Annotated in this window: 15 protein-coding genes; 7 read left to right on the top strand and 8 right to left on the bottom strand. The window is 54.4% G+C overall.

The genetic code is table 11. The features are described from left to right. Nucleotides 1-16: 16 nt before the first annotated feature. The 4 genes from rpoD to rpsU all read right to left on the bottom strand — a co-directional run bounded on the left by rpoD (nucleotide 17) and on the right by rpsU (nucleotide 4831). Nucleotides 17-1861, bottom strand: a complete 1845-nt coding sequence (rpoD, locus tag K6123_RS19565) for an RNA polymerase sigma factor RpoD (protein WP_221800868.1) — start codon at nucleotides 1859-1861, stop codon at nucleotides 17-19. Between the two features lie 274 nt (nucleotides 1862-2135). Next, the gene (gene dnaG, locus K6123_RS19560; protein ID WP_221800866.1) at nucleotides 2136-4007 is read right to left on the bottom strand and encodes a DNA primase; all 1872 of its coding nucleotides are present in this window, start codon (nucleotides 4005-4007) and stop codon (nucleotides 2136-2138) included. A 128-nt stretch (nucleotides 4008-4135) separates the two neighbouring features. Continuing rightward, complete coding sequence (locus tag K6123_RS19555) at nucleotides 4136-4582, bottom strand: GatB/YqeY domain-containing protein (protein ID WP_221800864.1); 447 nt, start codon at nucleotides 4580-4582, stop codon at nucleotides 4136-4138. Between the two features lie 33 nt (nucleotides 4583-4615). Then, nucleotides 4616-4831 carry a 30S ribosomal protein S21 gene (rpsU, locus tag K6123_RS19550; RefSeq protein WP_221800862.1) on the bottom strand — a complete coding sequence of 72 codons (216 nt, stop codon included), beginning with the start codon at nucleotides 4829-4831 and terminating at the stop codon, nucleotides 4616-4618. Nucleotides 4832-5156: 325 nt separating this feature from the next. Between rpsU and tsaD the strand changes: the two genes are divergently transcribed. Genes tsaD through folK form a run of 3 tightly spaced genes read left to right on the top strand, consistent with a single transcriptional unit; the run spans nucleotide 5157 to nucleotide 7064 of the window. Beyond that, entirely contained in the window at nucleotides 5157-6197 is a 1041-nt protein-coding gene (gene tsaD, locus K6123_RS19545) for a tRNA (adenosine(37)-N6)-threonylcarbamoyltransferase complex transferase subunit TsaD (protein WP_221800860.1), read from the top strand. A gap of 5 nt (nucleotides 6198-6202) precedes the next feature. After that, nucleotides 6203-6556, top strand: a complete 354-nt coding sequence (gene folB, locus K6123_RS19540; RefSeq protein WP_221800858.1) for a dihydroneopterin aldolase — start codon at nucleotides 6203-6205, stop codon at nucleotides 6554-6556. Between the two features lies 1 nt (nucleotide 6557). Then, nucleotides 6558-7064, top strand: coding sequence for a 2-amino-4-hydroxy-6-hydroxymethyldihydropteridine diphosphokinase (gene folK, locus K6123_RS19535; protein WP_221800856.1), 507 nt, complete (start codon nucleotides 6558-6560; stop codon nucleotides 7062-7064). Here folK and K6123_RS19530 read toward each other — a convergent pair. Together K6123_RS19530 and traF are read right to left on the bottom strand one after the other, a co-directional pair. Further along, on the bottom strand, nucleotides 7061-8302 hold the full coding sequence (locus K6123_RS19530; RefSeq protein ID WP_221800854.1) for a multifunctional CCA addition/repair protein: 1242 nt from the start codon (nucleotides 8300-8302) through the stop codon (nucleotides 7061-7063). The genes folK and K6123_RS19530 overlap by 4 nt on opposite strands. A 126-nt stretch (nucleotides 8303-8428) precedes the next feature. Then, nucleotides 8429-10048, bottom strand: a complete 1620-nt coding sequence (gene traF, locus K6123_RS19525) for a conjugal transfer protein TraF (protein WP_221800852.1) — start codon at nucleotides 10046-10048, stop codon at nucleotides 8429-8431. A gap of 706 nt (nucleotides 10049-10754) precedes the next feature. Between traF and K6123_RS19520 the strand changes: the two genes are divergently transcribed. The 4 genes from K6123_RS19520 (at nucleotide 10755) to K6123_RS19505 (ending at nucleotide 15135) form a co-directional block, all read left to right on the top strand. After that, on the top strand, nucleotides 10755-11357 hold the full coding sequence (locus K6123_RS19520; RefSeq protein WP_221800850.1) for an LPP20 family lipoprotein: 603 nt from the start codon (nucleotides 10755-10757) through the stop codon (nucleotides 11355-11357). A 30-nt stretch (nucleotides 11358-11387) separates the two neighbouring features. Beyond that, entirely contained in the window at nucleotides 11388-12602 is a 1215-nt protein-coding gene (locus K6123_RS19515) for a flagella assembly protein FlgT (RefSeq protein ID WP_221800849.1), read from the top strand. A gap of 303 nt (nucleotides 12603-12905) precedes the next feature. Next, on the top strand, nucleotides 12906-14048 hold the full coding sequence (locus tag K6123_RS19510; protein ID WP_221800847.1) for a GGDEF domain-containing protein: 1143 nt from the start codon (nucleotides 12906-12908) through the stop codon (nucleotides 14046-14048). 196 nt (nucleotides 14049-14244) lie between these two features. Then, complete coding sequence (locus K6123_RS19505; protein WP_221800846.1) at nucleotides 14245-15135, top strand: hypothetical protein; 891 nt, start codon at nucleotides 14245-14247, stop codon at nucleotides 15133-15135. Between the two features lie 312 nt (nucleotides 15136-15447). On the opposite strand, the gene K6123_RS19500 is transcribed toward K6123_RS19505, so the two are convergent. Further along, a complete protein-coding gene (locus K6123_RS19500; protein ID WP_221800844.1) occupies nucleotides 15448-16974 on the bottom strand; it encodes a SpoVR family protein in 1527 nt (508 codons plus the stop codon). Next, nucleotides 16971-18251, bottom strand: coding sequence for a YeaH/YhbH family protein (locus K6123_RS19495; protein WP_221800842.1), 1281 nt, complete (start codon nucleotides 18249-18251; stop codon nucleotides 16971-16973). The genes K6123_RS19500 and K6123_RS19495 overlap by 4 nt, the downstream gene beginning before the upstream one ends. Nucleotides 18252-18296: the final 45 nt, after the last annotated feature.

Genomic DNA, 18296 nt, shown 5'->3' with positions numbered 1-18296 from the left:
CGGTTGGATCGACAAATCAGTCGTCGATGAAGCTGCGCAGGTGATCGGAGCGGCTTGGATGACGCAGTTTGCGCAGTGCCTTGGCTTCGATCTGACGGATACGCTCACGGGTTACGTCGAACTGTTTGCCGACTTCTTCCAGAGTGTGGTCGGTGTTCATGTCGATACCAAAACGCATCCGCAGTACCTTGGCTTCCCGCGCGGTCAGGCCAGCCAGAACGGAGCGGGTAGCTTCGGTCAGGCCGTCGTTGGTGGCGGTGTCCATTGGTGATTCGGAGTGGGTATCTTCAATGAAGTCGCCCAGATGTGAATCTTCATCGTCACCGATCGGGGTTTCCATGGAGATTGGCTCTTTGGCGATTTTCAGCACCTTGCGAATCTTGTCTTCCGGCATTTCCATACGTTCTGCCAGTTCTTCAGGAGTCGGCTCGCGGCCCATCTCCTGCAGCATCTGACGGGAAATACGGTTCAGCTTGTTGATGGTCTCAATCATGTGAACCGGAATACGGATGGTACGTGCCTGGTCAGCGATCGAACGGGTGATCGCCTGACGAATCCACCAGGTTGCGTAGGTGGAGAACTTGTAACCACGACGGTATTCGAACTTGTCTACCGCTTTCATCAAGCCGATGTTGCCTTCCTGGATCAGGTCGAGGAATTGCAGACCACGGTTGGTGTACTTCTTGGCGATCGAGATAACCAGACGCAGGTTAGCTTCAACCATTTCTTTCTTGGCACGACGGGCGCGGGCTTCACCAATGGATACGCGACGGTTGACTTCCTTGATTTCCGGAATGGTCAGGCCAACGCGGTCTTCAACGGCCATGATTTTCTTCTGGGCGCGGAAGATTTCCAGTTTGTAGGTGTCGAGCTTTTTGGAGTAAGGCTTGTTGGAAGCAATCAGGCCTTCGATCCAGTCGTTGTTAACTTCGTTACCCTGGAAGTACTTGATGAACTCTTTACGGTCCATGCCGCACTTGCGGGTCATCAGGGTCATGATCTGACGTTCCTGGGCGCGGATAGTGTCCAGGGATTCACGTGCACGGGTAACCAGAGCGTCGAAATATTTTGGCGACAGTTTGATTGGTGCAAAGATATCAGCCAGGGTCGACAGTGCGTTTTCGCTGTCGATACTGGCACGGCCGTTGGCAGCGATTGCTTTCTGCGCAGCTGCGAAAGCATCGGCAAGTTCCTGGAAGCGACGGTTTACTTCAACCAGGTCGAGGCCGGACTCAGCTTCGTTGCTGTCGCTGTCATCACTGTCGTCGTCATCGCTGTCGCTGTCAGAATCGCTGTCGTCTGCCGCAGCTTCTGCTTCCGGACCGCTTTGTGGGCCTGGTGCAGGATCTTCATCAGATGGGTCGATAAAGCCGTTGAAAATGTCACCAATACGGTTTGGATCGTCTTCTGCTTCAGCAAAGGCAGTCAGGATGGTCTGCACGGCACCAGGATAGTAGGCCAGTGCTGACATCACTTCACGGATGCCTTCTTCAATACGCTTGGCGATAACAATTTCGCCTTCACGGGTCAGCAGTTCGACGGTACCCATTTCGCGCATGTACATACGCACAGGGTCGGTAGTACGGCCAACATCGCTTTCTACCGATGCCAGCGCAGCAGCAGCTTCTTCAGCGGCGGCTTCGTCGGCGGCATCGTTCATGAACAGGGCTTCGCCGTCTGGCGCAACTTCAGATACCGGAATACCGATATCGTTAATCATGCGAATGATGTCTTCAACCTGATCCGGGTTGGCAATGTCGTCTGGCAGGTGGTCATTGACCTGGGCATAGGTCAGGTAACCTTGCTCCTTACCTTTGGCAATGAGTTCTTTTAGTCGGGACTGTTGGGTATTCGCTGACATAGGGGCCCTGTGATCCGTTGGTATCAGGCGTAGCAGAAAAGCGCTGAAGTATATATTTTTGGCTACTTTTAGGCCAGTCCCCAGCGCGGCAGTTCCGCACATTTTGTGACCAGATCGGGTCGTTTTTGGCTGGGTTGGCTGTGCGTTTTTATAACTTCGGGTTTTGCTGCTGCGTCTCGGTAATGTTGGGGTTAATAACTGCTATTCAAGTCCTGTTCGGGAATATTTCCACTCGAGAGACAGGAGAGTCCGGTTCCGCTAAGGGTTGGCCAGGCTAGCGTTGTTTCGGGTTGTTGAGATAAATCTCACCACGGCCAGCGACGGTATTGCGGCGCTGGCGCTGATGTTCTTTTAGTTTGCGAATGTCGTCTTCACTCATGTTCTTGCGCTGCTGTGAGTCTTCAAAGCGCGCTTGCAGCTGACGAAATTCAGCTTCGGTGCTGCGGGTCGCCAGACGCTGCAGTACTTGCTCGATTTCAGCCAGCACCGGTTTGATCTGGTGGTTGCCCTGATTGGCAATGGCGGTCAGTTCCGGGTGATACGGCGTGCCGATCCATTGGATCAGCAAGCCGATACTGCTGGCCTGAGGTGACGAGCTCAGCTTTTTGATCATTTCCAGCAGCAGTCGTTCGCGATCGGTCTGGGCTTCTACCTCGATCACTTCAAGCTTGTCGGCCAGCGATGGATGCCGTACCAGCGCGCTGATTGCCCGTTCAACCATCGCTGCCAGACGACTGTCGATCTGACTGCTCTGGTGTTCTGGATCATCGGGCAATTCATCGTTCATAAACGCTGGAATCGCCGTCGGATAATCGGCTTCGACCGTAGCAAGCGGCGCTTGTTCAGCCTGTTGTTCCAGTTTGTCCATGGCCCGGCTGTGGACGCCGATCTGACGTTCCAGCTCGGCCACCATCAGGTCACGCAAGGTGCCTTTGGGAATCCGGGAAATCAGGGGCGCGGCCAGTTGGTCCAGTCTTGCCTTGCCATCGAGGGTGTCAAAATCAACCTGTTCCTTGAGGTGATCAAACAGGAACTCGGGCAGATGGCGGGATTTGTTCAGCCGATTTTCAAAGGCTTGTTTTCCTTCTTTGCGGATCAGGGTGTCCGGGTCTTCACCATCGGGCAAAAACAGGAAGCGGGCCTGCAATCCGTCTTCGAGAACTGGTAAAACCGTTTCCATGGCACGGGCTGCCGCAGTCCGACCAGCCTGGTCGCCGTCAAAACAGAAGATGATTTCCGGTACCATTTTGAACAGTCGCCGCAGGTGGTGCTCGCTGGTCGCGGTCCCCAGGGTGGCAACCGCGTAGTGGATACCGAATTCGGCCAGTGCCACGACGTCCATATAGCCTTCGACGATCAGTACCCGGGTCAGTTTCTGACGAATCTTGCGGGCTTCGTAAAGACCATAGAGCTCGCGGTTTTTCTGGAATACCGGGGTTTCCGGCGAGTTCAGATATTTGGGTTTTTCGTCGCCCAGTACTCTCCCGCCAAAAGCAATCACACGACCGCGCACATCGCGAATCGGGAACATGATGCGATCCCGGAAGCGGTCGTAGGTGCGGCCATCTTCTTTTTCGATCAGCATGCCGGAGCTGACCAGCTGTTTGGTGTGTTCGGGCGTGTCAGCCAGTTCGCTTTGCAGGTTGTCCCAGCCTGGCGGGGCGTAGCCAATGCCAAAGAACTTGGCCGCCTGACCCGACAGGCCACGGCCCTTGAGGTAGTCCACTGCACGCTGGCGGGATTCATGCTGGCGCAGCTGTTTGCTGAAGAACTCGGCCGATTCCTGCATCCGCTGATACAGGGGTTCCTGTTCTTTCTGCTGTTCAATCAGCTGGCGACTCTGCTGTTCCTTGGGAACGCTCAGGCCGACGGATTCCGCCAGTTTTTCGACCGCATCAGGAAAGTTGAGGCCGTCGAATTCCATCACGAATTTGAGCGCAGTGCCGGATGCACCACAGCCAAAACAATAATAAAACTGCTTGTCACGGCTGACGGTGAAGGAGGGCGTGCTTTCGTTGTGGAACGGACAACAGGCAGAGTAGTTCTTGCCAGCCTTTTTCAGCTTGACGCGACTGTCCACCACGTCGACGACATCGACCCGGGACAAAAGCTCATCAATAAAGGACTGCGGAATACGGCCTGCCATTCAGCCTGGTTACCTGATCTGGTGAAATTTGATGCTGTGCATTTTAGGGCTGTGCAGTAAAAACAAAAACGCCACTGACAGGCAGTGGCGTTTTCTTGAAACCCTGGCGGTGCTGTTCAGCCGGTTGCTTAGCCGATCTGGTCTTTCACCATTCGGCTTACGTGCGCCATATCAGCGCGGCCTTGCACCTGTGGTTTCAGGATGCCCATAACGTTGCCCATGTCCTGCATTGAAGCAGCACCGGATTGTGCAATGGCATCAGCAACGAGCTGGCTCAGCTCTTCATCGCTCAGGGCTTTTGGCAGGAATTCGCTGATCACGTCGATTTCGGCTTGTTCAACGGCTGCCAGATCGTCGCGTCCCGCACCAGCGTACTGGCTAATGGAATCGCGACGTTGTTTGGTCATCTTGTCAAGAATCGCGAGGGCGCGAGCATCGTCTACTTCAACCCGCTCATCAACTTCCACCTTTTTGAATTCGGCGGTAATCAAACGCAGGGTGCCCAGACGTTCTTTCTGTTTGTTGCGCATGGCGTCCTTGACGGAAGCCTTTACCTGCTCAACCAGAGTACTCATCGATCGCTCCTGATCCCGGATTCTTTAAAATGATCAGTACAGACGAGTCATCTTGCGCTGTTCGCGCTGTACTTTCTTCAGGTGACGCTTAACGGCAGCAGCAGCCTGGCGCTTACGGATCCAGGTTGGCTTTTCGTAGTGCTCGCGACGACGTACTTCAGACAGTACACCGGCTTTTTCACAAGCGCGCTTGAAACGACGCAGTGCTACGTCGAATGGTTCGTTTTCTTTAACTTTAACAGCTGGCATCCAATCACCTACGTTTTAGCTGAAATCTTAGGTTGGAACCGCTCTGATCCGATTATACGGGACGGGCTCCAGTTAGAGGGCGGGCATTCTAAATCCTTTGTCTGGATTTTGCAAAGCCCTTATCGGCAGGTTTGGTTGGCTTTCGATCAACCCGGCTTTATTATGGGCGGCTTGGTTGGTTGGTTTGGCACATTTGGCTGCAATCCGGTCCGTTATAACGGTATTGAATCCCTTTATAGCGGTGCAGGAAACGCTGCAGCGGGTAAGGCAAGCGAGCCAGAACGGGTGATTTTGTCATCTATTTGGCCATCTATATAGGTATTCGATGAAAGTTCTGGGGCTGGAAACTTCCTGTGATGAAACAGGTATTGCCGTGTATGACACCGAACGGGGATTGCTGTCGCATCGACTCTATTCCCAGATTGCCGTGCACGCAGAGTACGGCGGTGTGGTTCCGGAACTGGCTTCACGCGACCACGTTCGCAAGGCGCTGCCACTGATTAAGGAAGCACTGGCCGATGCCGGTATGACCACTGCCGATCTTGATGGCATTGCCTATACCTCTGGCCCGGGGCTGGTGGGAGCGCTGCTGGTTGGCGCCTGTATGGGCCGCAGTCTGGCCTGGTCGCTGGACTTGCCTGCCATTGGTGTGCACCACATGGAAGGCCACTTGCTGGCGCCGATGCTGGAAGAAACACCACCTGAATTTCCATTTATCGCCTTGCTGGTGTCCGGTGGCCACACCCAGCTGGTACAGGTCGATGCGATTGGCGAATACACCCTGCTGGGCGAATCTCTCGACGATGCTGCCGGTGAAGCCTTTGACAAGGCGGCCAAGATGATGGGCTTGCCGTATCCCGGTGGCCCGGCGCTGAGCAAGCTGGCTAATGAGGGGGATGACAAGCGCTTTGATTTCCCGCGACCAATGACCGACCGTCCCGGGCTGGATTTCAGCTTCAGTGGTCTGAAAACCTGTGTACGTACCAAAATTCTCGAGCTGGCGGTCGATGGTGTACTGGCCGAACAGGATAAGGCCGACATAGCGGCCTGTTTTCAGGCGGCGGTAGTGGATACTTTGGCGCTTAAGTGCAAACGTGCGATGCAACAAACCGGTATAAATCGAATGATTATTGCCGGTGGTGTGGGTGCCAACCAGAAATTGCGTCAGCAATTGCGTGAAACTGCCCACGCTCTCAAGGGTGAGGTGTACTATCCAAGGCCGGAATTCTGTACCGATAACGGTGCCATGATCGCCTATGCCGGAGCGCGCCGCTTGCTGGCTCAACAACAGGCTGATCTGGCAGTGAAGGTAGTGCCGCGCTGGCCGCTGGTGGAGTTGCCAGCCCTGGCCGAACAACAGGTGTAACGGTTATGGACAAGGTTTTTATCAATGGCCTGAAAGTAGACGCCGTAATCGGGGTATTTGAGTGGGAGAAACAGGTTCATCAGCCGTTGCTGTTTGACCTCGAAATGGCCTGGGATATTCGTCAGGCCGCTGCTACTGATGATCTCGCTTTCGCGTTGAACTACGCCGCTGTTACCGAGTTTGTAGAAAATTTTGTCCAGCAACAGCAGTTTGAACTGCTGGAGTCCCTGATCGAACGTCTGGCCTCCGCCCTGCAGCAGGAATTTGCAATTCGCTGGCTGGCAATCCGGGTTGAAAAGCCAGCCGTGGTGCCGCAGGCGCGAGCGGTCGGGCTCAGAATTGAACGTGGGGAATGCTAGTTTGGCCGTTGTTTATCTGGGTATAGGTTCGAATCTGTCACCGGACACCAGTGTGCCCGAGGGTCTGCATGCACTGGCAAAACGGGTACAGCTAGACCAGGTGTCACCCTGGTATCGTTCGCCAGCCGTCGGTTTTGCCGGGCCGGACTTTATCAATCTGGTGGTGCGCTGCCGCACCGACTTGTCACTCACCGAACTGGTGGTGATGCTGAAAAAACTCGAACGTGAATTTGGTCGCGCGCCCAATGCGACCAAATATTCTTCGCGGGCGCTCGATCTCGATATTCTGCTGTATGACGATCTGGTCGGCCAGTTTGGTGGCCAGACCCTGCCGCGTTCGGATATCTGGCGTTTTGCCTTTGTGCTGAAGCCTTTGCTGGATATCGCACCGCAGCTGATGTGTCCGCTGCGGCGGGTACCGGTGGCCAGTTATTGGCCGGTGGTTGCTGATCAGCCATTAAAGCCGATGCTGGACGAAGAACCCGCCCTGCTGGCAGTCGCTCGCTAGCCCTGCTGATTACTCTGCCGGGCGGCTTTCCAGCTGCTCAGCTGTTTGGCGCGCGCTTGTGCCAGTGCCGGGCGGATGGCGGCACCACTGATTCCTTGCTCAATCAATTGCCGGGCGTCGACGGTCAGTGCCTGTTGCAGCGCCGCGCGTAAATAGTCCGCTTGCGGATAATCGCAGTCTTCAAAGCCGGTACGGCCACGGCTATCGGCCATGCTGACCAGCAACAGCTGCTCAAACCGCTCTGGCCGCCGCCAGACATCCATGCCATCAAACAGCTTCAGAATGGTTTCTGGTCGCAGTTCCAGCGCCCGGTGCACATGGGTGTGCCATTGGCTGCTGAGCGCGGAGAGTTCGGCACAGTCTTTCGGTGCCTTGAGTTTTTTCGCCAGCGCCTGGGCAGGTTTGATGCCACGGCTTTCGTGGGCGATATGACGCGGCCATTCCTCGTTGGGTGTCAGTGCCTTGCCTAGATCATGGGTCAGCGCAGCCCAGCGTACGGCAAGGTCAGCAGACAGTCTGACGGCGGCCTGCAATGACATCAGCGCATGCACACCGCAGTCAATTTCCGGGTGATATTGCTCGGGTTGCGGTACGCCGAACAAGGCGTCGATTTCGCTGAACCAGACCGCCAGCGCGCCACACTGGCGCAGAACCTGAAAATAAACCTCAGGATGCGGTTCCAGTAACGCGCGCTGGGTTTCCTGCCAAACCCGCTCGGCCACCAGATGCTGCAATTCGCCGTCGGCGACCATCCGTTGCATCAGCGTCATGGTTTCAGGCGCTACGGTAAAACCCAGTGGTGTCAGCCGCGCGGCAAAGCGGGCGACCCGCAATACGCGCAGCGGATCTTCACCAAAAGCATCGGAAACGTGGCGCAGCAGTCGTTGTTGCAAGTCCTGCTGGCCGCCGTAAGGGTCAATGATGTTGCCATCGCTGTCCTGCGCCATGGCGTTGATGGTGAGGTCGCGCCTCAGTAAATCTTCTTCCAGTGTGATGTCCGGACTGAAACGGCACTCAAAGCCCTGATAACCATGGCCAGACTTGCGTTCTGTGCGCGCCAGTGCGTGTTCTTCATGGGTTTGGGGATGCAGGAACACCGGAAAATCAGCGCCAACCTGCTGATAGCCCAGTTGCAGCAGTTGCTCCGGCGTCGCGCCGGTAACCACCCAGTCGCGGTCTTTTACAGCCAGTCCTAGCAGGGCATCACGGACTGCGCCGCCAACAAGGAAAATTTGCATGGGGAATTCAGGTACCGCTCATCAGTCATGGAACAGCTGAGCAGCATAAAAAACGCCAGCGGGCTTGTCACCCGCTGGCGTTGGGGAAATAACGATCAGCCGGGGCTGGCGTTAGCTCAAACAGGCTTAGAAGTAGAGACCGAACTCAGCGGCAACACCGGCTTCTTTTTCAACCTTGTTTGGATTCGCCATGGCGGCGATATCGATGTGCAGACCGAATGGTGAGAAGCCCAGACCAACGGAAGCAACTTCGGCATCGGAAGCGGCCATGTTGGTGCGGTAGCCCAAACGGAATTGCACGGTATTCCAGACGTCGAATTCAGCACCGATAGCAGCGTATTGAGTCGGGTTTTCCCACGCGATCGGATCGTTTTCAACCAGGTCGACGTCGAGCGCAACGGTGGTCCACTCGCCATCAAAGGCCAGGCCGGCACGGTACTGTGGATTCAGACTGACAGTGGTGGCCCCGGTGTAGGATGGGTTCAGCGGGTCACTGCCCTTGATTTCTGCCGCCTGAACATCGTAGCTCTTGCTTATCAGGTTTTTACCAACCAGACCGACAACCCACTTGTTGGTTTCACCAAAGCGGAAGGAAGCACCCAGGTCGACGTTGAAGCCGGTATAGGTTTCGGAAGTGTCTTCAATATCCTGCTCGTCAATATCACCTTCATAGTCCGCCTGGGCGGCATAGTGGTAGGTGATGACTTTCTGCAGTTTTGGCGTCAGGCCGATCGCTACCTTTTTATCCCAGAAGGTAAATTCACGGGAGAAGGACAGACCCACGTCAGCCACGGCAACCGCGATCACTTCCAGGTTGGAGTTCATCTGGGCGTCTTCAGCGTCAGCAGACAGCACGCCGTTGTCGATAATGGAAATATCGCCAGCTGCCGTGGTAATGGTGTCTGAGGTGAAGCCGGCAGTATCAGAAGCCTGGCTCTGGATCGCGGTCAGTTGGTCTGATGTTACTGACCCGGTCTCTGCGTTATCCAGCAAGGTATCCAGATCTGTGGTTAATTGTTCGGCACTCTGGGCGTAGGCCAAACCGGCATCGGCATAACCATTCAGCAGCGCGGAGTCTTCAGCAGTGAAGAAGGCACGGCCAGAGAAAGTGGCGGTACCAGAAACACTGATGGCAGCAGCGAATTTTTTACCCGGGAAGGCAATCGCGGCGGAGGTACCCAGACGACCGCTCAGCGGGCTGCCAGAAACCGAGTTCAGCTGATTGGTGAGGTCTGCGGTGAGGTTATCTACTGAAGTCAGATCGGACGTTACTGCACTGAGGGCGTCCTTGACGTCCTGGTTGCGGCTGCGAATTTCGGAAATTTTTGCTGTTGCGCTGTTCAGGTCGGTGACATCGCCAAGGCTACTGATTGCTGAGTCCAATGCATCGGCCGCATCAGACAGGGATTGCAGGTTATCGTTGAAGTTACCGACGGTGTTTTCATCCATCAGATCTTCGAGCTGTGGCACCAGATCATCGTTGATAGTGGTGAAGGTGTCATACATCTCGTCTTCATCAGCGATGTTGACGCCCACCTGAGGCAGCAGGATTGCGAAGTCATCGCTGTTATCGGCCTGGGACAGCAGTGACGGGTTATAGGCTGGAGCGTGTGCACGTTTGGCGCTGGCTACGCCGGTGTTACCCATGGCCAGGCCACGGGCATCCATTGGCAGGAATGGTGCGGCGTTGGCAGATGCCATGGTGACTGCAGTGATAGCCGTGGCAAGCAGGGAACGTTTTAGCATGATAGGTGTCCTTGTTCCGGTTAGGGTTCCGGTTTGGTTCCCCCGCTATGGCTGTGGCGGCTTGTTGGCGGGGGAGCAAACCTGTTCTGAAGCAGTGTAGTACATCGATTTCAGCGGGTTCGCTGACAATTCTAGACGATGACTGCCGGTGACCTGTTAAAACTTGTAAATAGTACCGGTAATTTTGCAGCAACTGTATTAGTCAGTAACTGACTAGATGGGTCAAATGCGATGCAATGTTCTGGCAAAGTGACTATTAATGGAATTGTCAGGAAGCTGTCGGGAGGTTGTTGTGGGAATTGATCCCGGCCTGTTGGTGTTTCAGAGCACGATATCGGCAGCCTTGCCGACCTTGATTTCAACAGTGCCACGCAGGCCCAGTGATTCCGCGCCGTTGTTGCCAGCCTGTTTTTGGATTGCATAGTCATCAGACCACTCCAGATGGGCAAACCAGGCGTCGCCACCAGGCCAGTTGCAGTGTTCGGCCTAATCAATTGCTCGCATCCAAAGCTTTGCAGAGAAGCGATTTCGAAGTAGCCAAGGAAGCCGACTCTATTGTCTGCGACCTCGGCTGTACGCCGCCGTACCTGTATTGCCGTCGGGCCGGTTGCCTGACGGTAACTGGATGAGCCTGTAAAAAACCCTAAATTTGCGCCGTCGGCGGCCGATAACCCGGTTAACTTACTTCCAAGGGCCGGAGACTCCGATGAGTGTTTCTTCTCGTATTGCTATCAGCGCTGCCCTGGTGCTGACCATAACTGGCTGTACTGACGCAATGATGCGCCAGGCAGGTATGGGCCGGGACAAGGATTCCTATTTTTCCCCGGTTGAACAACAGGTGGACCCGATTGCCCCGATGGTATTGCGGGTGGTTGGTTATGGTGCCATGAGCAACAACAAAAACCTGACCGAACCCCAGCGCCGACTGATGGCGATTCGTGCTGCCCGCATGGATGCCTATCGGGTCATGGCCGAACGGGTGTACGGCACCTCAATTCAGGGTAGTACTACCGTGCGTGACATGGTGGTTGAGAATGACCGCTTGCGTACCTATGTGGAAACGTATCTGCACGGTGCCCGGGTGGTCAGCACCGACGTGATGCCGGATGGCACGGTCGAGACTCTGCTGGAAATGACTATTGATCAGGGCTTCCGCAACTGTCTGCAGGTGGTTGATAACCAGCGCATGAACGTCGACTGCCGGGTGCCACTCGGTGGCGCTTCACTGAGCCAGTTTGTCGAGCGTCAGAACAGCCGCGTCAAGGGAGAAGCCGCCGTACCTGAGTCTGGATTTTACTTCATTGAATAAGCCCGACGGGTTTTCCGCGGAGGCACACACATGAAACGATTGAAGCTCACAGGGCTGGCGCTTGGCGCCTTGATTGTCGTAAACCTTGCATCTGTTAGTCAGGCCCGTACCGTTGAAGTATCGGGGCAGGCTGTGATTGGCCAGTCGGTTAATCAGGCGCGTGAAGAGGCCCTGAAGGATGCTCTGCGGCAGGCCAGTTTACAGGCTGGTGCCAGCATTCGTTCAACCCAGATGCTGACCGGCAACGAGATGGATCAGGACGAAATTCAGCTGCGTAGTCAGGCCCGTATTCGTAATGTCGACGTGATTGAAGAAGGCGAATATCAGGGCCTGTACGAAGTCAGTCTGAAGGTGGATGTTGAGCCGGAAGCCATGTGTGCGGCAACCGAACAGCATTATCGCAAAGCCATTGCCATCGCCGGTTTTGGGCTGGCGCGGCCAATGCAGGCGACCTTGGGACAGCTGCAGAATATCGAACAGGATTTACCACGGTTGCTGGTGAACCAGCTCAACCGTGGCCGTTTTATTCAGGCGTTGGATGCTACCCGTATCAGCCTGTATCAGGATCCGCGTCGCGCGCCATCGCTGGAAACCAGCCAGCAACGGCTGACCACCTCGGTGGCGCTGGCGACCCAGCTTGGCGCCCAGTATGTAGTGTCTGGCGTGGTGCGAGAACTGGGTGAGGCGCAATCACAAGGCCGTGTTGCGCCAGCCGCCAATGGCAGCTGGGCAGCCTTGGTAGGACTGGAAAAAGCACCGCCACAGCGCGAGTTTGTTGCCGAACTGTTTATCCACGATGGCCTCAGTGGTGCCATGCTGTTCCAGCGCAGTTATGAAACCAAAGGGGCCTGGACGCCAAAACCCAACGCCATGATTGGTTTTGGTACGCCGGCCTTCTGGCAAACGCCGTATGGTGGTCAGGTCGATAACCTGATGGCGGCGATGGTGGAAGACATCGGTGAAGTGATTCGTTGTCAGCCCTTTATGGCCAGAATCGTCGCCTCCCGTGGTAATCGTCTGCATATCGAAGCCAGTGCCGCAGCGGGTTTGCGGCCGGGTGACAAGTTGCAGGTGTACCGCACCGGGACCTTCTACAACCTTGATCTGGAACCCCGTACCGAACTGACTGACATGGCGACCGAAGTGGTGGTCAAACAGGTGCAACCGCAGTTTGTGATTGCTGAAATGAGCGCCGACGCTGGCTCTCTGGCGATCCAGAGAGATGATCTGGTCATTGCCTGGTGATTGGGCCAGGTGATCGGGACTGCTAGTCGGCCCTGACAACAGCGGCTCTGGTTTATACGGCCATGTTTGTTCAATGCACAGACATCGCCGTCCTTTTTCTTTGCTACTGAAATTCCCCCCTCTGTGCACCCATTTGATGACAGTAATCACTTGCATTAAGCCTGCTGGTGGAATGTTGAAATGCATTCGCAAATTGGATGACTGTCTGACAATCGGGTAAATTCGTGACTGGTATTTTTACAACATGAATAGCGGATCGATCTGACTTCCATGCCTGTCAGTTCGTACAGGAAATTTCGGGCGATGGATTATCAGTTTGTTTTTATTGCCAATGTGATCGCCAATTTGGCCTGCAGTGCGATTGGCTTTCTGTATATGTATGGCGTGGTGCGTCATATGGAAAAACACAAGCAGACTGCAGCCCGCTATTTCATGCTGTTTTTTCTGCTGGCCGGTCTGGGGTATCTTGCCCTGGTGATTCGCAACTGGACGCCGGCTATCTATTCGGTCGTTATCAATAACGGCATTTATCTGCTGATCTTTCATTTTTTGGCGCTGGGTGTGCTGAGCTGGTACCGGATTCGTATCAGTTGCTGGCATCTGGCGCTGGTCGTTGTACATGTACTGGGGTTAATGGCGCTGCAGGGCTGGTTGCACCTGACCGTTGAAAACTCCTTCAACCTGCGAACCTATATTGCCTTCCTCAATATTTCGGCGGTACTACTGTCGATGCTGCTGGTTTGCTGGCGGCACCGGGCGACCAACCGAACCGGTGAACGCATCATTACCCTGACTTTGCTGCTGGATATTGTGGCGGTATCAGTACCTTCGATTACGGTCTGTTTCTATACGCCGTCGAATCCCTATATTTTTATGGAAGCCGTAATGGTCAGCCAGATTATCATCAACAGTCTGACGCTGGGGGCCTTGCTGTCGCTGTTTTTGTTCGACCAGATCGGACTGCATTATGAAAAGTCGATTCGGGATGAATTGTCTGGCCTGCACAACCGTCGTTATTTTGGAAACCAGTTGCGGCAGTTATTTGAGGCTGGCAGTCCAGCGGGTGCAGTTGCCCTGATTGATATCGACCACTTCAAAAAGATCAATGATGAGTATGGCCACGACGTCGGCGACAGGGTGATTCGTAATATTGCCAGAATGATTGCCGGAGTCAGTGTTGACGGTGTGATATCTGGCCGTTATGGCGGTGAAGAATTTATTCTGTATTTGCCGTACGGCGATGAAGTCGGCCGGATTCTGGAAAATCTGCGCGCCGAAATTGCCACCTGTTCGTTACCGTCAGAGCCAGCGGCTATGCCGGTTACTGCCAGTCTGGGATATGCCCCTATCAGGTCTGAAGATCATCTTGAGGAGGTGATCAAGCGGGCAGATATCGCACTCTACAAGGCCAAGCGGGTAGGGCGTAACTGCGTGGTTATTGGCTGATTCAGGCTGATTATTAAAATCAGCCGTTCTGTGCATTGACGCTTTCAGGCTTGTCCTGAATAAGCGTAATGCTGCCGTGTTCTGGCTGTAAAAAACAACAATGTAAAAGATTTGTATAAGTGCTGTATAAATTACCTGTCGTTAACCAGTCTTGCGTTAGTCTGCTGGCCTAATCAGATTGATCGGGATTTCTATCATGAACATCGCTTGTAAAGCAGGTAGCACTTTGGTGATTGCCAACCTGCTGTCTTTGCCGGTGGCGGCTATGACTGGTTCTGTTGCTCCAGGGGCTGAATTTCTGCAGGGAGCTGATACTCAGGTTCGAGGTGATGGAGATGAGTCGCTGGAATTACAGCAGTTCAGCTTGAGTGGCCCACTGGGACATTGGCAATTCAGTGACTCCTGGCATCTGAATCTGGCGGCCAGTGCTGCTGCGACAGAGTTTCATATTGAGGGTGCTGGCGATGACCGGTTTCAGTTGTATCGTGTGACCTTGCAAACGGGTCTGGAACGGCAACTGGATGAGCAAAGTCAATTGATGTTTGCTTTTGCTCCGACTGTCGCGTCCAGCATGGAGTCGATTGGCTCAGACGATCTTGCTATCGATGTCACAGCTGGCTATCGCTACCAGTGGGGAGATGCGCGTTTGATGCTGGGTGCGGGATATAACCACATCTTTGGTGAAGGAAAATTCATGCCTTTGCTTGGCATCAATTACGAATCGCAGTTGGATGGTGGCTGGCAGATTATGGCGGGTTTTCCCTTCACCCAGATCAGTAAAATGACTGATACAGGAACACGCTACTTTTTTCGTGCAAGACCGGATGGTGGTAAATGGCACGTCCATCCCCAAAGTGGTGTCGCAAACCGGCAACCATATGACTTGTCCTGGTCGTCGGTAAAAGTGGGGCTGGGAACCAGCTTGCCGTTACATGAAAAGCTGCAGTTGACGCTTGAAACCGGTATCCAGTTACGCCAGCACCTGACGCTGCAACAGCAGAGTGGCGAAACCAGTCACTTCTGGTTCCACAATGCGGCGTATCTGTCGTTTACGCTGGGCCCGGCAATGCCTGACCGGCAGCAATGATCAGGAGCGCATCCAGCGGCCAAAACCATAACCGGCTGCTGCAAACAGCGAGGCCATAGCCAAAAACGACAGGGTAAAGGAAACCCATTCATGGGGATTGTGTGGTACTGGGAACATGTAAAATGACCGGGTTACAACCTGAAAGAATAACCACAGTATGAATCAGGCCAACCGTGGCAAACAATACTACCTGGGTTTGATTTACGTCACTTTTTGTATTTGGAAACAATGGCTGGGTTTGCCGGGTGGGATCTTTACGCCGAGGCTTGGGCGAGCTGCCTGAGGCAGCCCGCCGGTGGGATAGAGAAGGGGTTATGCCCGGGTATCAGGGCAACTCTTGTGATTGACCACTTCACCGTCCTTGACGGTTTCCAGATGAATATCGAAGCCCCACAGGAAGTGCAGGTGTTTCATTACTTCATGCACGTCATTGGAGAGTGGGGTACCGTCCTGCATGGTATGACGCAGGGTCAGCGAACGGTCGCCCTGCAGGTCGACGGACCAGACCTGGATATTGGGCTCACGAACCGACAGGTCATACTGGCGCGCCAGCATTTCCCGTACCTTGCGATAACCATTGTCGTTATGAATCGCCTCCACTTGGTAATGGGATTTTTCATCGTCGTCATAAATGCTGAACAGGTGGAAATCGCGCATCAGTTTGGGTGACAGGAATTGCTGTACAAAGCTTTCATCCTTGAAGTTCTCCATCGCAAAATGGAGGGTATCGAGCCAGTCCTTACCAGCAATATCCGGAAACCACTCGCGATCTTCTTCGGTCGGGTTTTCACAGATCCTCTTGATGTCCTGGAACATGTTAAAGCCCAGCGCATAAGGGTTGATGCCGTTGTAGTAAGGAGCATCATAGCCCGGCTGGAATACCACACTCGTATGGGATGTCAGCACCTCCATCATAAAGCCATCGGTTACTTTGCCTTCATCGTAGAGTTCATTCAGCAGCGTGTAGTGCCAGAAGGTGGCCCAACCTTCGTTCATCACCTGGGTCTGGCGCTGCGGATAAAAATACTGCGAAATTTTGCGCACAATGCGCACCAGCTCGCGCTGCCATGACTGCAACAGCGGCGCATTTTTCTCAAGGAAATAGAGAATGTTCTCTTGTGGTTCCTCCGGGAACTTGCGTTTTTTCTGCTTGCCGGATTCGCTGTTGCGGCTTGGCAGGGTCCGCCAGAGGTCGTTGACCTGACGCTGCAGGATATCTTCCCGTTCCTGCTGGCGCAGTTTTTCTTCGGCGGCAGAAATCGGCCGTGGCCGACGGTAGCGGTCGACGCCGTAGTTCTGCAGCGCATGACAGGCATCCAGCACCTGCTCAACTTCTTCAGCGCCGTAACGTTCCTCACACTTGCGGACGTAGTTTTTGGCGAACAGCAGGTAATCAATGATCGAACTGGCGTCCGTCCAGGTGCGGAACAGGTAGTTACCCTTGAAGAAAGAGTTGTGGCCGTAGCAGGCGTGGGCGATCACCAGCGCCTGCATTGGCATGGTGTTCTCTTCCATCAGATAGGCAATACAAGGGTCCGAGTTGATCACAATCTCGTAGGCCAGCCCCATCTGGCCGCGCTGGTAACTTTTCTGGGTGGCCAGGAACTGCTTGCCATAAGACCAGTGGTTGTAGCCAATCGGCATGCCCACCGACGAATAGGCGTCCATCATCTGCTCGGCGCTGATGATTTCAATCTGGTTCGGGTAGGTATCAAGCCGGTACTTTTTGGCGATTTTGGCAATTTCGCGATCGTAGGCTTCCAGCAACTCGAAGTTCCAGTCGGAATCGGTTGAAAGGTAGTTACGCTCGCGTGGCGTTGTGGTCGATTCGAGACTCATACGGCCTCCTTGTAACGCTCTTTGGCAAACAGCTCACGGAACACCGGGTAAATATCGCCAGGCCCACGGATCTGGGCGGTGGCAAAGCGGCTGGCATTGGCCTGGGCAACGCCCTGATAGGCATACCAGAGTGCCTGGTGTTCATGTGGGGTTATTTCAACATAGGCGAAATGCTGGATAACCGGCAACAAATGTTCAGACAAAATCTGCGCACAGACAGGAGAGTCATCGTCCCAGTTGTCGCCGTCGGAAGCTTGCGCGCCATAGATGTTCCAGTCACCTTGCAGGTAACGCTCCTGGACGATCTGGTCCATCAGCTTGAGAGCACTGGAAACAATGGTGCCGCCGGTTTCACGGGAATAGAAAAACTCTTGCTCATCCACTTCCTTGGCGCTGGTGTGGTGGCGGATAAACACGATTTCGATGTGTTCGTAGTTCTTTTCCAGAAACAGGTACAGCAGCAGATAGAAGCGCTTGGCGAGGTCCTTGACGTCCTGGGTCATGGAGCCGGAAACGTCCATCAGGCAAAACATCACCGCCTTGCTGGAAGGCTGTGGTACTTTCACCTGGTTGCGGTAACGCAGGTCGAGTTCATCAATAAAGGGCAGCAGCTTGAGCTTGGCTTCAAGAGCCTGAATGTCTTCGCGCAGACCGGCAATGATGCTGTCGTCCGGGTTACCAGCGGCGATCAGCTCGTCGATTTGCTGTTGTAACTCCTTGATCTTGCGACGTTTGCCAGCGCCCATGCCAATGCGGCGGGCGTGGGCATTACGCAGCGATTTCACCACTGAGAGGTTGTTGGGCGTGCCTTCGGAAACAAAACCGGCCCGGCGGGTCTTGAACTCCTTCGATTGGGACAGGGTTTTCTTGATCATGTTGGGCAGTTCAAGATCATCAAACAGATAGTTGAGGAACTCGTCCTTGGTGATAAAGAAACTGAATTCATCTTCACCTTCGCCCTGGTTACTGGCTTTGCCGGAGCCGGAACCGCCACCACCGCCTTTGGGTTTTTCCAGCTGGTCGCCGGTATTGAATTCCTTGTTGCCGGGGAAAACACGATGCTGTTTGCCACCCTGGCCATGGGAAATCATGGGTTCATGGATATTGCGATCAGGAATACTGATCTGCTCGCCGCGTTCCATGTCGGTAATGGAACGGCGATTAACGGCATCCGACACAGCTTCCTTGATGTGCTGGCGATAGCGTTTCAAAAAGCGCTGGCGGTTCACCATGCTTTTGTTTTTGCCGTTCAGACGCCGATCAATGATGTAGGACATCTAACCCCCTTACGAGAGAGACAAACGGCGCGCTCGACCCTGGCG

Source organism: Oceanobacter mangrovi (assembly GCF_019740315.1).
Taxonomy (GTDB): Bacteria; Pseudomonadota; Gammaproteobacteria; order Pseudomonadales; family Oceanobacteraceae; genus Oceanobacter; species Oceanobacter mangrovi.
This window is presented reverse-complemented; position numbering and strand designations above follow the sequence as displayed.

Bases quoted from the DNA above. Each gene is read 5' to 3' on its own strand.
- rpoD (WP_221800868.1), bottom strand. From the start codon at position 1,861: ATGTCAGCGAATACCCAACAGTCCCGACTAAAAGAACTCATTGCCAAA.
- dnaG (WP_221800866.1), bottom strand. From the start codon at position 4,007: ATGGCAGGCCGTATTCCGCAGTCCTTTATTGATGAGCTTTTGTCCCGG.
- K6123_RS19555 (WP_221800864.1), bottom strand. From the start codon at position 4,582: ATGAGTACTCTGGTTGAGCAGGTAAAGGCTTCCGTCAAGGACGCCATG.
- rpsU (WP_221800862.1), bottom strand. From the start codon at position 4,831: ATGCCAGCTGTTAAAGTTAAAGAAAACGAACCATTCGACGTAGCACTG.
- tsaD (WP_221800860.1), top strand. From the start codon at position 5,157: ATGAAAGTTCTGGGGCTGGAAACTTCCTGTGATGAAACAGGTATTGCC.
- folB (WP_221800858.1), top strand. From the start codon at position 6,203: ATGGACAAGGTTTTTATCAATGGCCTGAAAGTAGACGCCGTAATCGGG.
- K6123_RS19530 (WP_221800854.1), bottom strand. From the start codon at position 8,302: ATGCAAATTTTCCTTGTTGGCGGCGCAGTCCGTGATGCCCTGCTAGGA.
- traF (WP_221800852.1), bottom strand. From the start codon at position 10,048: ATGCTAAAACGTTCCCTGCTTGCCACGGCTATCACTGCAGTCACCATG.
- K6123_RS19520 (WP_221800850.1), top strand. From the start codon at position 10,755: ATGAGTGTTTCTTCTCGTATTGCTATCAGCGCTGCCCTGGTGCTGACC.
- K6123_RS19515 (WP_221800849.1), top strand. From the start codon at position 11,388: ATGAAACGATTGAAGCTCACAGGGCTGGCGCTTGGCGCCTTGATTGTC.
- K6123_RS19510 (WP_221800847.1), top strand. From the start codon at position 12,906: ATGGATTATCAGTTTGTTTTTATTGCCAATGTGATCGCCAATTTGGCC.
- K6123_RS19505 (WP_221800846.1), top strand. From the start codon at position 14,245: ATGAACATCGCTTGTAAAGCAGGTAGCACTTTGGTGATTGCCAACCTG.
- K6123_RS19500 (WP_221800844.1), bottom strand. From the start codon at position 16,974: ATGAGTCTCGAATCGACCACAACGCCACGCGAGCGTAACTACCTTTCA.
- K6123_RS19495 (WP_221800842.1), bottom strand. From the start codon at position 18,251: ATGTCCTACATCATTGATCGGCGTCTGAACGGCAAAAACAAAAGCATG.